General features: G+C 46.3%; 21 protein-coding genes. 12 read left to right on the forward strand and 9 right to left on the reverse strand.

Translation table 11 applies throughout. The annotated features are described in order from the left end of the window. Positions 1 to 11: 11 nt before the first annotated feature. Positions 12 to 311: a spore coat protein gene (locus BLQ53_RS11190; RefSeq protein ID WP_093727407.1), complete on the reverse strand. Its 300-nt coding sequence runs from the start codon at positions 309 to 311 to the stop codon at positions 12 to 14. Then, on the reverse strand, positions 304 to 507 hold the full coding sequence (locus BLQ53_RS11195) for a hypothetical protein (RefSeq protein WP_093727408.1): 204 nt from the start codon (positions 505 to 507) through the stop codon (positions 304 to 306). The genes BLQ53_RS11190 and BLQ53_RS11195 overlap by 8 nt, the downstream gene beginning before the upstream one ends. A gap of 103 nt (positions 508 to 610) precedes the next feature. Between BLQ53_RS11195 and BLQ53_RS11200 the strand changes: the two genes are divergently transcribed. From BLQ53_RS11200 to BLQ53_RS11210, 3 genes are read left to right on the forward strand one after another with little or no spacing between them, the layout of a single operon-like run. Beyond that, positions 611 to 841 carry a spore coat protein gene (locus BLQ53_RS11200; protein WP_093727409.1) on the forward strand — a complete coding sequence of 77 codons (231 nt, stop codon included), beginning with the start codon at positions 611 to 613 and terminating at the stop codon, positions 839 to 841. After that, positions 834 to 1,217 (forward strand): spore coat protein, encoded by a 384-nt coding sequence (locus tag BLQ53_RS11205; RefSeq protein WP_093727410.1) that lies wholly within the window; start codon positions 834 to 836, stop codon positions 1,215 to 1,217. Before BLQ53_RS11200 ends, BLQ53_RS11205 begins: the two co-directional genes overlap by 8 nt. After that, positions 1,214 to 2,350, forward strand: coding sequence for a zinc-dependent alcohol dehydrogenase (locus BLQ53_RS11210; RefSeq protein WP_093727411.1), 1,137 nt, complete (start codon positions 1,214 to 1,216; stop codon positions 2,348 to 2,350). Before BLQ53_RS11205 ends, BLQ53_RS11210 begins: the two co-directional genes overlap by 4 nt. Before the next feature lie 26 nt (positions 2,351 to 2,376). Here the strand turns inward: BLQ53_RS11210 and BLQ53_RS11215 are convergent, their stop codons facing one another. Then, positions 2,377 to 4,101 (reverse strand): ABC transporter substrate-binding protein, encoded by a 1,725-nt coding sequence (locus tag BLQ53_RS11215; protein WP_093727412.1) that lies wholly within the window; start codon positions 4,099 to 4,101, stop codon positions 2,377 to 2,379. A gap of 99 nt (positions 4,102 to 4,200) precedes the next feature. Here BLQ53_RS11215 and BLQ53_RS11220 point away from each other — a divergent pair, with 99 nt between their 5' ends. From BLQ53_RS11220 to BLQ53_RS11235, 4 genes are all read left to right on the forward strand, one after another. Further along, complete coding sequence (locus BLQ53_RS11220; protein WP_093727413.1) at positions 4,201 to 5,472, forward strand: MDR family MFS transporter; 1,272 nt, start codon at positions 4,201 to 4,203, stop codon at positions 5,470 to 5,472. A gap of 67 nt (positions 5,473 to 5,539) precedes the next feature. After that, a complete protein-coding gene (locus tag BLQ53_RS11225; RefSeq protein WP_093727414.1) occupies positions 5,540 to 6,046 on the forward strand; it encodes an LURP-one-related/scramblase family protein in 507 nt (168 codons plus the stop codon). 79 nt (positions 6,047 to 6,125) lie between these two features. Continuing rightward, the gene (locus tag BLQ53_RS11230; protein WP_093727415.1) at positions 6,126 to 7,043 is read left to right on the forward strand and encodes a helix-turn-helix transcriptional regulator; all 918 of its coding nucleotides are present in this window, start codon (positions 6,126 to 6,128) and stop codon (positions 7,041 to 7,043) included. Between the two features lie 79 nt (positions 7,044 to 7,122). After that, positions 7,123 to 7,644, forward strand: coding sequence for a DinB family protein (locus BLQ53_RS11235; protein WP_093727416.1), 522 nt, complete (start codon positions 7,123 to 7,125; stop codon positions 7,642 to 7,644). Positions 7,645 to 7,703: 59 nt separating this feature from the next. Here the strand turns inward: BLQ53_RS11235 and BLQ53_RS11240 are convergent, their stop codons facing one another. Continuing rightward, positions 7,704 to 9,158: an NAD(P)H-binding protein gene (locus tag BLQ53_RS11240; RefSeq protein WP_093727417.1), complete on the reverse strand. Its 1,455-nt coding sequence runs from the start codon at positions 9,156 to 9,158 to the stop codon at positions 7,704 to 7,706. A 95-nt stretch (positions 9,159 to 9,253) separates the two neighbouring features. After that, positions 9,254 to 11,140 carry an FUSC family protein gene (locus BLQ53_RS11245; RefSeq protein WP_170829669.1) on the reverse strand — a complete coding sequence of 629 codons (1,887 nt, stop codon included), beginning with the start codon at positions 11,138 to 11,140 and terminating at the stop codon, positions 9,254 to 9,256. Positions 11,141 to 11,348: 208 nt separating this feature from the next. Here BLQ53_RS11245 and BLQ53_RS11250 point away from each other — a divergent pair, with 208 nt between their 5' ends. Beyond that, on the forward strand, positions 11,349 to 12,032 hold the full coding sequence (locus BLQ53_RS11250) for a DsbA family protein (protein WP_093727419.1): 684 nt from the start codon (positions 11,349 to 11,351) through the stop codon (positions 12,030 to 12,032). Continuing rightward, positions 12,032 to 12,436: a disulfide oxidoreductase gene (locus tag BLQ53_RS11255; RefSeq protein WP_093727420.1), complete on the forward strand. Its 405-nt coding sequence runs from the start codon at positions 12,032 to 12,034 to the stop codon at positions 12,434 to 12,436. Before BLQ53_RS11250 ends, BLQ53_RS11255 begins: the two co-directional genes overlap by 1 nt. Positions 12,437 to 12,471: 35 nt before the next feature. Here the strand turns inward: BLQ53_RS11255 and BLQ53_RS11260 are convergent, their stop codons facing one another. The 3 genes from BLQ53_RS11260 to BLQ53_RS11270 form a co-directional block, all read right to left on the reverse strand. Next, entirely contained in the window at positions 12,472 to 13,176 is a 705-nt protein-coding gene (locus BLQ53_RS11260) for an LrgB family protein (protein ID WP_093727421.1), read from the reverse strand. Beyond that, the gene (locus BLQ53_RS11265; protein WP_170829670.1) at positions 13,173 to 13,553 is read right to left on the reverse strand and encodes a CidA/LrgA family protein; all 381 of its coding nucleotides are present in this window, start codon (positions 13,551 to 13,553) and stop codon (positions 13,173 to 13,175) included. Before BLQ53_RS11265 ends, BLQ53_RS11260 begins: the two co-directional genes overlap by 4 nt. Positions 13,554 to 13,678: 125 nt before the next feature. Further along, the gene (locus BLQ53_RS11270) at positions 13,679 to 14,545 is read right to left on the reverse strand and encodes a LysR family transcriptional regulator (protein WP_093727422.1); all 867 of its coding nucleotides are present in this window, start codon (positions 14,543 to 14,545) and stop codon (positions 13,679 to 13,681) included. 96 nt (positions 14,546 to 14,641) lie between these two features. On the opposite strand from BLQ53_RS11270, the gene BLQ53_RS11275 reads away from it, so the two are divergent. Further along, on the forward strand, positions 14,642 to 15,112 hold the full coding sequence (locus BLQ53_RS11275) for a GNAT family N-acetyltransferase (protein WP_170829671.1): 471 nt from the start codon (positions 14,642 to 14,644) through the stop codon (positions 15,110 to 15,112). Between the two features lie 13 nt (positions 15,113 to 15,125). Here the strand turns inward: BLQ53_RS11275 and BLQ53_RS11280 are convergent, their stop codons facing one another. Next, positions 15,126 to 16,235, reverse strand: coding sequence for an NAD(P)/FAD-dependent oxidoreductase (locus tag BLQ53_RS11280; protein WP_093727424.1), 1,110 nt, complete (start codon positions 16,233 to 16,235; stop codon positions 15,126 to 15,128). 215 nt (positions 16,236 to 16,450) lie between these two features. Here BLQ53_RS11280 and BLQ53_RS11285 point away from each other — a divergent pair, with 215 nt between their 5' ends. Together BLQ53_RS11285 and BLQ53_RS11290 are read left to right on the forward strand one after the other, a co-directional pair. Beyond that, positions 16,451 to 16,948: an Lrp/AsnC family transcriptional regulator gene (locus BLQ53_RS11285; protein ID WP_170829672.1), complete on the forward strand. Its 498-nt coding sequence runs from the start codon at positions 16,451 to 16,453 to the stop codon at positions 16,946 to 16,948. Next, on the forward strand, positions 16,945 to 18,123 hold the full coding sequence (locus BLQ53_RS11290) for an aminotransferase (RefSeq protein WP_093727426.1): 1,179 nt from the start codon (positions 16,945 to 16,947) through the stop codon (positions 18,121 to 18,123). The genes BLQ53_RS11285 and BLQ53_RS11290 overlap by 4 nt, the downstream gene beginning before the upstream one ends. Positions 18,124 to 18,142 lie beyond the last annotated feature (19 nt).

The following is an 18,142-nucleotide window of genomic DNA, read 5'->3' on the forward strand; positions in this document are numbered from 1 at the left end:
TGCTTTCCTGCTTAGTCCTTATTCAATGTCAGAACTGTTTCAGCTGTTTCGTTCAATACATGAATCTGCTTGGTTTGAGTTTGTGGGAAGTAATAGCCATGCTCCATCATGTAACTGAAAATACGTTCATGCTGTTCGATGTGTTCATGTAGCTTTGATTTCAAATCGGTGCGCAGCTGTTCATTGCTCGTCTCATTTATAGCCTTCGCGGTGTTTATGATGCCGGTTTTAACAGTGACAAGTAAATCAGTCACAATGACTTGATCTGTTATTTCCCGGGCAGATCCAAGTATTTCAATAAGCTTATCCATGCGGCTCCTCCTGGTTCAGAAAGCGCTGCAGCATATGGATATGGCGCTTATCCGAATCGGCTTGAACTTTCAATAGCGTTTTTAGTCCATCATCTTTTGCCAAAAAGCGCATACCGGAGGATTTTGTCAGCGAAAGACACGATGTATTTAATAATTCCATTGCTTCCATGGTTTCGTGGATACCGGAATGATGCATACCAGAACGCCTCCTTTTTACTGATAGCTTGTGAGAAACAGGCCCATTTATACATAAAAACGTGTTCAGGGGACAAGCTGAAACAAGATAAGGAGGTTGGAGGATGAGTGATAATCAGCAATTGGCTCCGCATGAAACGATGGAGGTCCATGAGCTGCTTAACTTTAAAACGACAGCAGTCATGAAAGCGAAATTCCTGCAAGGTGTCGTGTTCGATCAGAAGATCAAGCAGCTGATGGAGAAAGATGTAGAAACTTCTGTACGTCAAATCAGGGAGCTGGAGGAGCTGTACAGCAAGTCCCAGCTGGTAAAGGGGGCCGAAGCGGATGCGTGATTACTTGGATCCGGAAAATGCAAAAGGGATGCCCGACTTGATGGATTCGGCCATTTGTACGGAAATGCTCATCACGGCGAAGTCGGCTGTGAACAATTATGCAATTGCGGTGACCGAAGCTGTGAATCCGGAATTGCGCCAAATATTGGTGCGCCATTTGGATGAAGCCATCGAGATGCAGGGCGCTATTTCGGCTTTGATGGCGCAGCACAACTGGCTGTTTCCAGCTGACCCGAAATCACAGTATCCGTTTGATAGGAAAGCAGCCAATACAGCAATCGATGTCGTCAGTATGGATTTATTCCCATATGATACCGACCGTCTGGGTATGTTTGCGACACCGACGAATACCGAATCTAAGGAGAATCAGCCATGAAGGCAGTGACATATCAAGGGATAAAGGATATCCGCGTAAAGGAAGTGAAAGCACCTTCGATCAAGAAGCCGGATGATATCATCGTCAAGCTGACTGCCACAGCGATATGCGGATCTGATTTGCATTTGTTCCATGGGATGATCCCGAATATGCCGGAGAATTATATCATCGGACATGAGCCGATGGGTGTCGTCGAAGAGGTCGGATCCGAAGTGACAAAGGTGAAAAAGGGTGATCGTGTCGTCATTCCGTTCAACGTAAGCTGCGGAGAGTGCTTCTTCTGTCAAAACCACTTGGAGAGTCAGTGTGATAACAGCAATAAAAATGGCCAGGTGGGTGCTTATTTCGGCTACTCGGACAATAATGGCGGCTATCCAGGGGGCCAAGCAGAATACATGCGCGTTCCATATGGTAATTTTGTTCCTTTCAAAATACCGGAAAACTCAGAGGTTGCGGATGAGCAGTTGATTATGCTGGCAGATGCAGGATCGACAGCGTTTTGGTCCGTCGATAATGGGGGTGTGAAGCCAGGGGATACGGTTATCATTTTTGGCTGTGGTCCTGTGGGTCTGCTGGCACAGAAATTCGCATGGCTAAAAGGTGCCAGCCGAGTCATCGCTGTCGATTACATCGATTATCGGCTGGAGCATGCCAAGCGAACCAATCAAGTGGAAATAGTCAATTTCGAACAGCATGAAAATACCGGGGAATATTTGAAAGAAATCACCAAAGGTGGTGCGGATGTTGTCATCGATGCAGTCGGCATGGACGGGAAGATGACGCCGATGGAGTTCATCGGCAGCGGGCTGAAGCTCCAGGGCGGAGCATTAGGTGCATTCGTCATGGCTGCGCAATGTGTGCGCAAGGGTGGCAATATCCAAGTGACAGGGGCATATGGCGGTCGTTATAATGCCTTTCCATTCGGCGACATCTTCCAGCGCAATATCACGATCAAGAGTGGTCAAGCGCCTGTCATCCATACAATGCCTTATTTACATGGTCTGCTGCAGGAGCGGAAAGTCAATCTTGCTGACATCATCACGCATATCCTGCCGCTTGATCAAGCGAAGGAAGGCTATGAAAAATTCGACACGAAAACGGATGGCTGTATCAAAGTCATCTTGAAACCTTAAAAGCACCCTGAGCAAGGGTGCTTTTCCTATGCCAATTTATCAATCCACAGTTTACGGAAATTCGGGTGGCCGAATCCAGTCAGTTCCAAATCCTGCAGAAAAGAAGTATGGGTTCGTTCTTTGATCGGATGGTTTTGAAAGATGATAAGTCTTTCCATATGAAGATAAGCTTCGATTTTTTCAGCAATACTGCTGCGTTCGTCCTTGGTCTGTCCTTGTTGATAGCGATCTAATTGTGCGTCGATTTCCTTTAAATGGGGACCGAAATAAGTTCGAAACAGCAAAGCTTCATTCTTGAAGGCGCCGATAAAGGAAAGTTCCCGATCACTGTTCGCCACTTCTCCCATAAAAGCCATATCAAATCCAAGCATTTCCTCATTATTATAAATGCTGTCCAAGTTATATTCGCATAGTTCGAGCATGATGTTGTATTTAGCTGCTTCCTCTACGAGCCACTCGGCCTGCACAAGGGCTGATTTATGACGGAGAACGCCAACTTTCAGTGCCTCACCTTGATATGCTGATTTAGCCAGGGCTCGCTGCATTTCCTCTACACTTTTCCGGGGAGGGAAAGAGTTTTCGGGAAAGTAGCTGCTCGCATGCTTCAGCTTACCAAACTGCTGCTCCAGATTTAATTCAGTAAAAATTCGCTCCGTATCTACTAAGTGATACATTGCTTCCCGGAAATATCTGTCCTGGATAATGGAATCACTATGAAAGTTGAATGCAAGGAATCGGAACCCTTGCTCGATTTCATAATGAGATTGGGTCGGCCCCTTTTGATCAGGCAGGCTGTAATTCACTTCTTTTTCGTCTGGTTTGATGCGCCACATTTCAATCCGGTCAAGGAAGGGGCGCATATGAAAGTAGGAAGGGAAGATTTCTAGTACAATTCTTTGATCAGTCCGTTCTTTCAGTTGATAAGGGCCGGTAGCTACCCATTCATTTTCATCGAAAGGTACATCATGCGGCAAGATGGCCATATGAGCACTTGCTATGTATCGCAGAAAAAACGGATTCGGTTTGGCTAATTTGAACCGGATTATATAGCGATCCATCACTTCGGTCTGTGAAATATCCCTGACTAGCCAATGAAAAGGGGTACCGACAGTAAATCGTTCCACTGTATAAGCGATGTCTGCCGCACTCATCTCACGTAAATGATGGAAGAGTACGCCTTTGCGTAAATAAAAAATCCACTCGGTACAATCCTCATTGGTTTTCCAATGATGGGCAAGATGAGGGTGTACGCTATCTGTTTCTTGATCATAAATGACAAGTGTATCGCTGAGTTGTTCGATTAGATGGCTTTCGAAGGTGACTGAGCTTTTGCAAGGGTCAAGCGTCGTAATCTGTCGGTTAAAGACCGTGCGAAGTGTATCCTGCCCTTCCTGCTGCTGGTATCCGAAAAGCTGCTCCAGCTCCGTCATATGCGTATACCAGTGACGAGGGATCGGCAGCTGCAAGACCTGGAAAAGAATAGTTGGCTTGTCCTCGCGAATACAATAGGACAGACAGTTTTCAACCTCTTCCTGGAAATCGGTCAAAAACGTAAGGGCAGAACTGTGTCCTCTGCCGCGCCCTGGCTGATAACGAAGCATACCGAGCTCCTCCAGCTTTTTCAGCTTGCGGATGACATGCCTTCTAGTGCATTGCCAAATAGCCTCGATTTCCTGCAGCGTACATGAAACTTGTTGGTTCTGTTCTTTCCCGTATAAATGAGCTCGTAAAAGGTAGTAACTGATATCCAACTTTCTCCCCCCTAAAAGGTGACATCTTTAATAGAATTATACACTTTTCACCTCTTTTTAACTTCTACATAATGGAAAAAAGAGAGAGGGGGAGCAGAAATGTTCAAAAGCCTGCATCCAAATATACGGATAAGAATTTATACATCTTTCATGAGCCGGATGATCGGTTCGATGATTTTCCCATTCATGGCGGTCTATTTCGTTCGGGAAATGAATGCTACGATTGCTGGAGTGCTGATGATGATCAATGTCATCATCCAGTTCCTTGCGAGCCTATATGGCGGGCACTTAGCCGACCGGATCGGGAGGAAGCGGATGATGGTGCTTGGAGAAGCGGCGAAAATGATCGCATTCATCGGAATGGTACTTGCTAATATGCCGGGCTTCACTTCCGCGATCATTACTTTTGCCATGCTGATGGTGATCAGCGTTGCCAGCGGGATGATCATGCCGGCGCAAGAGGCGATGCTGATAGATGTGAGTACACAGGAAACGCGAGCATATATGTATGCCATCAACTATTGGGCTAATAATTTGGCCATGATGATCGGTCTTACGATTGGTGGCTGGTTGTTCCAGGATTATATGTTCCAGCTGCTTATCGGATTGGCCGTCATGTCACTTGCAACGCTGGCTGTCACTGCAGGATTCATCCAGGAGACATATACTGTCAGCTCGATGTCCGGAGAAAAGAACAATCTGGGATTGAAATCTTTATTTGCAAGTTATCGCAGCGTGAGCAAAGATACGGCATTTCTGCTGTTCGTTCTAGGTGGAATCGCTATTCTTTCGCTTGAATTTCAGCGCAGCAATTATTTGACAGTCCGAATGGAGAAGGACATTTCCGAAATGGGGTTATCCTTATTTGGTTTCAGTTTTTCCATTGACGGTTTGCGATTGGTCAGTCTCCTGACGGTGGAGAATACGCTTTTGATCGTGTTGTTCACAGGGGTGGTTACCAAATTGATCAAAGGACATAATGAACGTCTGGTCATGTATGCAGGCTTTATTCTGTTCGGAGCGGGATTCATCATCATGGCTGTCAGCAATAACCCATTCATATTGGCGGCAGCGGTATTGATCCTATCCGTTGGCGAGCTGATGTATGTGCCAACCCGACAAAGCATGCTCGCTGATATGGTCGATGATACAAGACGAGGGACATACATGGCCTTCCATGGTTTTGTGTTCCAATTCGGGAAGCTGATTGGCGCAGGGGGCATCATCATGGGTGAAGCAGTTGGTAAATACGGCATGGGTCTTAGCTATATTGTGCTCACCTTGCTTGGCATCTTGTTTTGCGAAATGGCAAGGAGGCAGCGTCAAGTTTCTATTATGCCTACATCAACAAAAGAAAAAGAACTTATCTAGAAGTTGGAACAAAAGCCCCCATCTCTTCGTATCCAGGAAATAGAGATATTAGCGGAGGTGCGGCAATATGGGGACTTATTATATCAAGCAAAAAGTATTCAGCTTCAAGGATAGCTTTTCAGTATTTGATGAAAAGGAGCAGGAGGTTTACCGCGTCAAAAGTAAACTGTTCTCCTTCCAGGATCGATTGACAATCACCGATTTGAATGATCAGCCGCTAGTTGCGATCAAGCAGCAACTATCCTTTTGGAAGCCAAGATATATTATTGAAGAAAATGGCAGGCAGGTAGCTGAAGTGACCAAGAATTTCACCTTTTTTAAAGCCAATTTCTCGTTGAAGCCGCAAAACTGGACCCTGGATGGCGATGTGTGGTCTCACAAGTACACACTGTCGGATGAGAATGGATTGCTGATGCATGTAACGAAGAAGTGGTTCACTTGGGGTGACACATATGAGCTGCAGATAGAGGATGAATCCCATCTGCTTACCTATATCGCTGTCATGATCGTATTGGATATGGTCTTACACAATAATAATGGCTCCTTCTCAGTGGATGGAGGCGGAGGGGAATGACAAAGGCAGCACGTCATGTACAGCACGGTATATAGGGAGATACGTTTTAAGATCAATCAGGATAAAGGGTGGGACACATATGAAATTGGAGCGTTTGATCTCTATAATCTACAAACTTTTGAACAACGAAGTTCTGTCTGCATCTATGCTCGCTGAAGAATTTCAAGTTTCCCCAAGAACTATCTACCGGGATATTGATGTGATTTCAGCTGCGGGCATCCCAGTTATATCGTATCAGGGAAATAAGGGTGGCTATGGCATAGTGGACGGATACAAGATGGACAGAAGTTTGCTCGGCTCATATGATGTCGACTATCTAATAACGGTGCTCAAGAGCCTTTCCACTGTATTTGAAGATGAGCGTGCACAGGGAACCATTGAGCGACTGCAAACAATTGGGGAGGAGCATAAGCATCAGAATCTCTCGGTGGACTTTGAAAGCTATCGGACAGAGCCTGAAGCACTTCGCCAATTGCGCTCTGGCATCACGGAGCGGAAGGTTGTCCGCTTTGATTATATCAATGCACAGAATGAACGTACCGCACGTGATATGGAACCACTACAGCTACATTATAAGTACAGCAATTGGTACATTAATGGATTTTGCCGTAAACGACAGGATTATAGGGAGTTCCGATTGTCGCGGATGCTGAACTTGACTTTGACACAGGAAACATTTCAGCCACATGATGAAATGCCGAAAGAAGACCTTACTTCCGATAATGTATGGCGGAATAAGGTGTCTGATGTGGTAATAAAGGTTAGGAAGGAGGCATTGGCGGAAGCGCTCGATCAGTTTCACCAGGTGGATAAGCAATTTCAAGATGATGGTAGCATGATGATGAGAATCCCTGTTTATGAGCCTTTAAAAGCAAGATGGTTATGGTCGATCCTGCTGAGTTTCAGCAGCGGAGCTGAAGTTGTCGAGCCACTTGCCTTGCGAGTCATTCTAAAAGAGAGGCTGCAAAACACCATTAAACTTTATGAAGAAGTATGACAGACTGCTGTCATACTTCTTTTTTTATAATGTGATCAGCAACAACTCAATACTATTATCTCAAAAGGAGACGATACGAATGAATCATCCTGAACAAATGTTTAACTACCACTCTTGGGCTAATCAAGTTCTCTTGAATCGGATCAAGGAGCTCCCATCCGCTGTGCTGCGCGAAGAAGTGAACACCTCGTTTCCGACTATCGCCCAAGCTTTTGGCCATATCTATGCAGTGGAAAGCGTCTGGTATAGGGTTTTAAATGGTGTCCGTATGCAGGAGGCTCTGGAGATGTGCATGCCTCTCGAAAAGGAGACCCTGCTGCATTCTGCAGATCATTTCGCAAACGACTTCGCGCAGTTGGCAGAACAATACAGAGAATGGTTTCGAAGGCAGGAGGATTTGGACCGGACTATTCTGCTCGAGAACCCATATGCTGGAACGAGGGAAACTCGTTTATCGGAAATTGTACTGCATGTAGTCAATCACGGTACCTATCACCGGGGTAATATTTCTGCAATGCTGCGCCAGTTGGGTCACGCCTCTACTATGAACGATTATTCACTCTTTTGGTATCAAGGAGCCGGAAACTCAACTAATCTTTGACATAGTAACTTTATGGTTGATGCACGCTGGGAGAATCCTTTTTGATCTTTGGCAGCTCATTAGGGGCTGCCTTTTTCCAATGTTATGCGCGAATTTGGCTGCTTATTACGGATCAGTCGCTTAAGATGTATCCGATACAGGAACATGACAAGCATATGAATTGGTGCTTGGGTATATTTGTAAACAATCCATGGCAAGGACGGCAAATACTCGTGGATTGCTACGATCATCTCCTCTTTCCCGGGTATTTGCCGGAATTCGATCCGACCGTTCTGTGTTTCTTTGACATTTGCGAATAAGCCACCAGTAATATAATAAAGCGCACAACGAGAGGTGCTTCTTTCTTTGGCGTAAGAAAGGATCAATATGGATTTCTTCATAAACGTTAGATAGATTTTGCAATTGTGGTTCTCATCAACTTCTGTCCGAACAAAAGGCCAGAGCGATTCGGATAACCAGCTCATATAATGCTTGGCTGCCCAATCTGCATCTTTAAAATCGGGAAGCGGCATCCGTTGAACAGATCGTACATCCTGGCGAGATGGGAGGGAAGGGAGCTTCGTATTTTTGCTATGCTTGGGACCTTTATTTTGCTGCTCCTCTTCCAGGGCTGCCCGGGCAGCTTCCTCAAAGGAAATCTTGCCATCACTATAAACCTCTACATAGTGGGATGGCTGTGCTACCATCGGATGGGACAAGCTTTCGATAAGAGGATAGACCGTCTCTTTTGGTATACCGCTGATTAATTTCACCCATAGGCGGGAAAGCCTGACTGTCGGAAATGGTATATGGAAACTGCGGAATTTCTTCCCCGTCACATGTGCAATGTGCTTCAGCATTTCTTGATACGTCATGACCTCCGGACCGCCGACATCAATTGCTTTGCTAGCAACATCATGGTTGCCGACACTCTTTTGTAAGGCAGTCAGTACAACGGCAAGCGCAATCGGGGGTGTTTTCGTCCTTGTCCAGCTCGGAAGGATCATGACAGGCAAGCGTTTGACCAATTTTTCGGCTATCGGGAAGGAGGAGCCTTTCGGGCCGACAATAAGTCCGGCACGAACAGTTGTGACCGGCACACCATAGGATCCCAGGATTTTCTCTACTTCCAAACGGCTGCGGAGATGGCGCGAAAGTTTCTCTTCTGGCGGTATGATGCCGCTTAAATACACGATTTGCTTCACTCCGTTTTTCTTGGCAGCCTGGGCGAAATTATCGGCCAGGATGACGTCCATATCCTCAAACCGAGCCTGTGTGAGTTTTGCGGAAGGGCGTATGGAATGAACAAGGTAAACAGCGATGTCAGCTCCATGCAGTCCTTTTTCGGTATCGATCTGGGAAAACAGGTCACATGACTGCCATGTAACATGTTCTGTATTTTCCCGCTTATCACCGCTGCGGGACAGGGCGATGATATCAAAGCGCTCCTTCAATTTATCCAGTAAATGACTGCCGATATAGCCGCTTGTCCCTGTCAAAGCAACAACTGGCCGATTCTTCTTTTTTGTCTCCATGATATATACACCTCTATCTTCTCGTTAACCGTTGTAAACGTACCCTTCGTTCAGATGACTGTAACACGAATAAACCTTCTCTGTAACAGAGAAGGTCAATTTGGTACAAGTTTAGTAGCGCCATTCTTGTTATAAAGGTGAGAAAGCGCCAGCTGCAGCTGATGGAGCTCCTGCTGCAGGTCGAGTTCCTCGTACCTTTCAAAGGAAACAGGCTGACGTGTGGTGAGACTGGTCATGATGCTTGCAAGTTGATTCTGAATCGCGTCGTATTGAGCTTCCGTCAATTTATCTTTGTGCTTACGGTAGGACATGAGCAAGTAGCCGGCATGCTGGGTGTGCATGATGGCAGGCCAGAGAATCTCTGCTTGCTGCTGGGAAGCCGAGAGGTCACCTAGGCTTCGCTCATAAGCAGCGCGCAGTTCGATCAAATTGTTCATCAGTTTTTTCGTTTGTTTCTTTTCCTGACCTCCTGAGTGTATGGCACGGAGCAGCTCCTGCATATGCAGAATGGTTTCTTTCATTATGATTGGCAGGAAGCGGGAATGGATACTGCGCCATAGAAGCAAAACCGCCAAAATGGCGATCAAGCTGCCGACAATCGTATCCACGACTCTGGCTGTCACGAAGTAGCTCACGGTATTGCCAGGATTCATTGTTTCTACCAGTACAAGGACGAGTGGAGCGATGAACATATTGGCAAAGACATAGTTACGTACAATCACAAGTTCCACGCATAGCTGCAGCAGACCGACAATAAAGATCAGATAAAAGCCTGACGGGTCCAATGATAGAATCAATCCGCCGATTAATGTACCAACAATGGTGCCGAGTGAGCGCTGAATGGCCCGGTGTATGGTCAGGGTCATATTGGCACCGATAAGGACAGCAGCGCAGGCAACAGGTACCCAGTATGGACGATTGAAACCAAGCCAATGTGCCAGTAAGGATGCAATCATGATAAACAGACCATAAAACAAGGAGTGCCGGACAGTGATGTTCGTGCGGGAAATACCATTGCGAAGCACATTCCAAGCAGATTCAGTCTCGACTTGCGCAGGAACCTCTGCCGTTTGCTGTGAAGCGAGATTATATGCTTGTTCCAGTTCGGATTGAAGCGTTTTTAGCAATGGTTTTTCGGATGCTGTATATGCAGGCCAATTACCTTTTGCATCCTCAAGTGCATCGACGACGGCAGTCAGTTGATCTTCCAGCGGCTTTCGAATGTCCGTTGAGAAATTCTTGCTTTTGAGCTGAGTCAACGTTTGGAAAATGTCGGCGGCCAGTTCATGTAAACGAAGTGTTGCAGGTTGTCTTTTGGATGCATAGATGATTCGATCCGCTTGCTTCAAAGTAAGGACAGTGAGATGCTGCATCTGATAAAACGATGGTGACCCGATCGACTGCAGCATAGCCATAAGCTGTCGGTAAGATTTGACAAGCATTTGCTTTTCGCTGTTTTTCTTCGTCCATAGCCAGCTTGACATGGCCAACAGCCAAGAGAGTGCGCCTCCGAGCAGGACATAGAAACCTCTTTCCCAGGCACTCTGTGGATCCAGGGGCAGCCCCGTCGCCATAGAGAATATCAAGACGAAGAACATCGGGCCGGGAATGAGGAGCTGCAGGGTGTTCAGGACATAAAAAGCAATCACACCGATAATGCCTGCAACAATGGAAAGTAGAATGGTATAAGGGGCAAGCAAGCTTCCAAGTACCATGGATACTGCAAGGCAGATAGCGACTGCAGCAAGTTTTTTGGCACGTTGTTTATACGTTTCAGCTCCTATATATAAAAATGTGAAAGCACCTAGAGCGGCCGAGAATCCATGTGTGATGTCACCCAGCAGGAATCCGATCAATATCGGCAGACAGGTGGCAAGACCTGAGCCTATTGCCCGGTTCCAAGGATAAGCTGCGGATCTGACACGCAATGCATCTCGCAGACTGAGTCGCGCCGGTGCTTGTGGTAAATGATAATCTTTCAAGTAAAATCCCTTCTTTTCTTCCGTGATACCCATAAAAAAAGGGCTTAATCAGAACTATTATATTGTAATGCAATTCACAAACTAATTCAATCGAGTGAAGTATTAACCTGTAATCAAATTTGTTGCAAGGCATCCATTTTTACTTTTTAATGTTATGATGAGATGTGAAAGATGAAATCTATTAATTCTGTAATAAAGGAGCGATTAGATGGCAAAGAAGAAATCCGCAGGCAACACATCACAGGCTGCTTCCAAAGCCTCGAAGGTCATCGTTTGGGTAGTCTTGGCGATTGTTCTTTTAGTTGTGGCGCTGGTCCTTATCAATTCCTATTCCGGCAGCGATGACGCACAGGACATCGACTACAGCAATCAGCCATTCCTCGGTGATGAAAATGCCCCGGTTAAAATAGTTGAATTCGGCGATTACAAATGCATCCACTGCCAGGAGTTCCATCATAATAATTTCCCGGTGATCGATCAGGAACTGATCGAAACAGGTAAGGCTAGTTTTTATTTCATGAATATGCCAATCATCAATGCAGACTCAAAGAAGGGTGCGCGTTTCAGTGAGGCAGTTTACCAAGTCCTTGGAGATGATGGGTTCTGGAAATTCCACGATGTTCTCTTCGCCGAAGATTTGAACACGAGTTTCACCGAGGAGTTCCTGATGGACAAGCTGCGTGAAGTGGTCAGCGATGAAGAAGCGGAAGAGGTGCTGCAAGTCTATCAAGATAACGGCACTGATGATGCCGTTTCAACGGATACGGAGCTTGCAAAAGAACTCGATGTCCAAGGTACACCTACGATCTTCGTCAACGGAAAGCTATTCGAAGGTGAAGATATGAACGACCTGATTGAGATGGTGGATGAGGAAACACAGGAGGCGAACTGATGAATAAGAGTCTGTTATTTGCCTGGATAACAGCTGTGATTGCTACGCTGGGCAGCCTCTACTTCAGTGAAATCATGAAGTTCGTTCCATGTACGCTCTGCTGGTACCAGCGGATCCTCATGTACCCGCTTGCCATCATACTGGGCATCGCATTTTATAAGAACGATGTGCGGATCCATAAATATGTGCTGCCGCTCAGTATTCTTGGCATAATCATTTCAGGTTATCATTACTTGCACCAAAAAGTGCCTGCTTTGCAGGGGGCGAGTCTATGCTCGGGCGGTGTGCCATGCTCCGGTTATTATATCAACTGGTTCGGATTCATTACGATCCCGCTGCTGGCCTTCACCGCTTTTGTGATCATTACAGTAAGCATGTTCATCCTTCGTAAAAAACATGCATAAGAAAAAGCATTTGCCATATTGGCAAATGCTTTTTTTTATAAGATGGTGATCTGCAGCAAGGAAGGAATGAGCAAGCCTGCCCAAATCAATGTCATACCAGCAGCCATGATCATGCCGATCGTGGAGAATGTCCCTTCTTGCTCACCATATTCCATTGCTTTGTTGGTGCCGACTCCATGGGCACCCATACCAAGTGCCAAACCACGGGCAACTGGGGATTTAAGTGCCATCAGACGAATGACGTAAGGACCGATGATCCCGCCTGTCACACCGGTGACAATGACGAAAACGGTCGTCAATGTTGGTAAGCCGCCGATTGTCTTCGATACTTCGATAGCAATTGGTGTTGTAATCGACCGAGGCAGGATACTGATCAGTAAATCGCCATTGAATTGCATGACAAGGCTCAACAGCAGGGAAGACCCGATTGCAACCAGTGTCCCGGCTGCAATACTTGTCAAAATGATCATGATATTTTTGCGTAGCAAGTGAGCGTGTTTATAGATGGGGATTGCAAAGGCTACAGTCGCAGGTCCAAGCATATGTGTCCACAAGCTCGAAGATAAGGCATATTCGCCAGGATCTAAATGAGATAATTGAATGATTGCAATCAGAATAAGCGGACACAAAAGCAATGGGTGAAAGAACGGCAGCGGCCATTTTTTATACACGATCTTAGAAGCGCGGTAAATGACATAAGTAACGATGGTGCCGATCAAAATGATGAGTGCAGTAGTCATGATGTGTGTCCTCCTTTTCTTTTTCGTCTATACAGTTTCTCAGCAGTGAATCCAGTAGCGGCCATCACGATGAAGGTACTGATCAGGATGAGCAGGACGGTCTCCAGCCCTTGCCAATTCAGTATTTCCTTATAATTCAGGATGCCGACGGCGGAGGGGACAAAGAAAAGCAGAAGTTCAGCTAACAGCCAGCCTCCTGCTTTCTCGATCCATTCCAGTTTGACGATGCCTGCAAATAAGCTTAGTAATAACAAGACCAGACCTACAATCGAGCCTGGTACCGGAAGTGATAGTATATGTGCTAAGCCGACACCGGCAAAATAAAAAACGTGAATGAGCGCTAGCTGAGAAAGTATGGTAATCGTTTTTAGTACCATATTTCTTCCTCCTAACGGAAAGTTATCCATACCTAATATTATTGATAACTCCATCATACAGCGTTCCCCACGTATTCGTAAAATACATATATTTCATATTATATATAACTTATAGTTATATCGATTCAGAGGAAAAATTCGATGAATCGTCTGCCGGCATAAGAGATATATCTGTCTTTTTTTGTGATGATTGCCAAGTTCCATGGGATGGAAGGCGTTAAGTCGATGATTCGGATGTCAGCATTATAGGTTCGATTACAGATTGACTCAGGCAGCAGGCTGACACCGAGGTTAGCGGCAACCATTTCACTGATGAAATCCCATTGCGCACTTTTGAAGAGGATATGCGGTTCGAAACCTTCTTCAATGCATCTTTTCCGCATGATATCGTGCAAAGCAAATTCTTCATTATAGAAAATGAAATCTTCATTCTTCAGTTCCTTGAGTTCGACCAATTCCCGATTTGCCAACGGATGATCGCGATGCACCATCAGTTTCATGTCTTCCTCGACAATCGGATAATAGTTGAACTCTGTTTCATCAAGAGGAAGTACTGCCACCCCAAGCTCGAATTCACCTTCATTTACCGCTTTAACGACACGAGCAGCCCCGTATTCGGTGATGTTGATCGTGACATTCGGATAGGTTTGGTGAAAGCGTGCCATCACTTTCGGGAAGAAAAGACTGCCGATGATTGGCGGTATTCCGATTGTAACTGCCCCTTGTTTCAAGTCGGTAAGATCTTGAATCGTTGTCTGCATTTCATCCAATTGAGCGAGCACCTGCTGAGCGTAAGTATGTACGACCTTCCCAGCATCGGTCAAGGTAGTTGATTTGTTAGTTCGATTGAATAAAGTGATGCCGAGTTCCTCTTCCAAGCTCTTGATGGTCTTGCTGAGAGCTGGTTGGGATACGTGCAGGTTCTCGGCTGCTTTGGTCAACCTTTTCTGTTTCACGATTTCGACCAGATATCGCAGCTGCCGTAATTCCATAAACGTTACCGTCCTTTCTTATATTCAAGTATACCCATTTCTCAGTGAATGAGAAATGCTATAATACAAGCAAAAGTAATAGAAGGAGTCCTATCGATGGGATATGAGATAAAATCTTTAACTGCTGATGATGCGTATACAATATTACATTGGCGTTATGCCCCTCCTTACGATCTTTATAACCTCACCTATACGGAAGGTGCCGTCATGATGCTCATGGTCGGTGGCTATTATGGGGTATATGAAAATGGGGTCCTGCTCGGGTACTTCTGTGTCGGAGAAGATGCCCGTGTGCCTGGTGGTGATTACAGCGATCATTCCTTTCTCGACATTGGAATTGGCATGGCACCTGAAAGGACCGGACAGGGAAAGGGCTCGATGTTTTTCACCCAGATTCAGCATTGGATCGAAGGGAATTTACAAAAGAAACGTTACCGCCTTACGGTAGCTGCATTCAATGAGCGTGCTATCCGTCTTTACGACAAAACTGGGTTCAGGGAAGTAGATCGTTTTACAAGGGAAAAGGATGGATTGCTGTTCATGGTTATGACAAAGAGCCCATGCTGAACATGGGCTCCGTTTAAGCTAACGCGCCTTCCGGATTATAGGCAGAGATATTAATGTCCGTTTCCTGTCCAAGCATCAGCTTGGTGAGCTGGTAGGCGACAAAAGGACCCATCGTGAGCCCCGACGCACCTAACCCATTCATCACATATAGATTCTGATGCTGTGGCATACGGCCGAATACTGGCAAGAAGCCGGGTGTGAATGGACGGAAGCCGACTCTTGTCTCGGTCAATCCAGCTTCGGCAAGTCCTGGAGCAAGCTGCATGGCTTTCGTCAGCACTTCATGCACCCCGCCAGCAGTGATGCTTGTATCCATTTCGGTATCATTTTCGTGCGTAGCACCAGCCACGATTCTTCCATCAGGGAAAGCTAGCAGGTATTGGTCATTTGGAGGCATAATCACTGGCCATTCATCTGTCATCCTATCTTGCAGCTGCAAATGGCAGATTTGTGCTTTCTGGAAACTGACTTGCATGTTATAGTCCAATGGCGCTAACAGCTGTTTAGTCCAAGCGCCTGCTGTGACAGCAACTTGATCAGGAGTCCATTCTTCATCGCCGGCTGTGACGACAATTGCTCCTTCTCTCATGGAAAGGTGGGCTTCGGCCGCGATGAAACGTGCGTTGTATTTCTTGGCTGCTCGGTGCAAGCTGTTACGTAAAGCCCGGCCATCGACACGAGCTGCACCGCTTACATGGACGGCGCCATATCCAGGTGCAAGCAAAGGAAACAGATTGCGTGCGTCTTCCTCATCGAGTCGGGTGATCGTACCGATTTCCGGTGCATCCGCTTTCCGTTTCTCTGCCCGATCCTGCATGGCATCAAGTTTCTTCGAATCTTGATGCAGACTTAAGGCGCCCACTCGGGCGTAGCCTGTTTCCTCTTCTCCGTCAAGGCGAAGTTCCTCGATGATTTCTGGGTAATAACGGGCTCCGCCCTTGGCAAGCTGGTACCAATCCTTATTCCGTCGCTGAGACAGCCACGGACACACAATTCCGGCGGCAGCGTCTGTTGCTTGTCCATCATCGAAACGATCGACCACAGTTACCTGCATGCCAGCTTTGGCCAGCTTATAAGCGGTGACGGATCCAGCTATTCCGGCTCCAATGATTGCTATATGCATATCGAACATCCTTTTCTTTATTTAGCTACAATATACCATAGCATATTCGTCCTTTTTTCAGTATCATAATCGAATGATATAGTATGAGTGGAGGTTCCAACAAAAAATTCACAATTGATAGCTATATTGTCGATGTATCCGTTTTCGGTTTCTCAATCTTTTTATTTCAGATAAAATAAAACTTACATCATTAAGGCATTAGGGGAGTGACAGACTTGGATAAGAAAGAAATAGAAATACTCGAGCTATTAGAAAAAAACGGCAGAATGGATGTACATATGATAGCGCGCATGGTAGAGATGTCTGCTGAGGAAGTGGAATCTGCCATCAAAAAATTCGAGGAGATGCAGATCGTTCACGGCTATTCAACGCTGATTGATTGGACAGAAGTACGCGGTTATGAAGGAGTGACCGCTATGATAGATGTAAAAGTGACACCTATACGAGGCAAGGGATTCAACGATGTAGCAGAGCGGATTTATCGTTTCCCGGAAGTGAAAGCTGTCTACTTGATGTCGGGTGCATATGATCTTTCCGTTTCAGTGGAAGGGAAAACAATGTCGCAGGTTGCACGCTTTGTATCCGAAAAGCTGTCCACTCTGGACACAGTCATTTCGACGACAACACATTTCATCCTGAAAAAGTATAAACATGATGGCATCATTTTCGGTGAGGATGACGATAACGACCGCAGAATGCCGGTGAGCCCATGAGTCCCGGTACAAGCCGTTTCATTGCGGAACATGTAGAGGCATTGAAACCATCCGGAATCCGGCGTTTCTTCGATCTGGCTTCGACGATGGATAATGTCATCTCGCTGGGTGTTGGGGAACCAGATTTCGTCACGCCGTGGAATGTAATCGAAGCGAGCTATCATTCACTCGAGCAAGGTTATACGGCCTATACGGCCAATGCTGGGCTGATGGAACTGAGGGAATTGATAGCTGATTACCTTAAAACGACTTATTCCGTTTCTTATCGTCCTGCAGATCAAGTGATCGTGACAGTAGGAGCCAGCCAGGCCATCGATATTGCCTTGCGGGCAATCCTCAACCCTGGTGATGAGGTTATCATCGTCGAACCGTGCTTTGTGGCCTATGCTTCGGCTGTGACATTGGCAGGCGGTGTGCCGATCTCTGTCGGTACGAAGGCGGAGAATGGCTTCAAACTGCAGCCAGAAGAGCTGGAGAAAGCCCTTACGCCGAAAACCAAGGCAATCATCCTATGTAATCCGAACAATCCGACAGGCACGATGCTGAATCGGGAGGAATTGCTGCCGATTGCAGAGCTTGTGGAGGCACACGATTTACTCGTCCTATCTGATGAGATATATGCAGAACTTAGCTATGAAGCTGATTATGTCAGCTTTTCCAGTTTGCCTGGTATGCAGGAACGCACCATCCTCATCTCTGGATTCTCCAAGTCATTTGCGATGACAGGCTGGCGTCTCGGCTATGCCGCAGGACCTGTGGAACTGATCCAAGCAATGACGAAAATTCATCAGTATACGATCATGTGCGCGCCAACCATGGCTCAATACGGTGCAGTCGAAGCGCTGCGCAGCGGATCTGCAAGTGTGGAACATATGAAGAAAAGCTATCGGCAACGGCGGAATTTCGTCACTTCATCCTTTGAGGAAATGGGTTTGATGACGAACAGACCTGGTGGAGCTTTCTATATCTTCCCGTCTATCAAGGAGACCGGAATGAGCTCGGAAGCCTTTGCGGAAGCTTTGTTGATGGAAGAAAAGGTTGCCGTTGTACCCGGAAGTGTATTCGGGGAAAGTGGGGAAGGCTATATCCGCTGTTCATACGCAACTTCCATGAAGCAGCTGACCGAAGCGATGAAACGGATGAAGCGATTTGTTGACAAACGCCTTGCAAGATAAAACCCCTCTCGTATGAGAA

The sequence above is a fragment of the Terribacillus halophilus genome (assembly GCF_900101385.1).
GTDB classification, from domain to species: domain Bacteria; phylum Bacillota; class Bacilli; order Bacillales; family Amphibacillaceae; genus Terribacillus; species Terribacillus halophilus.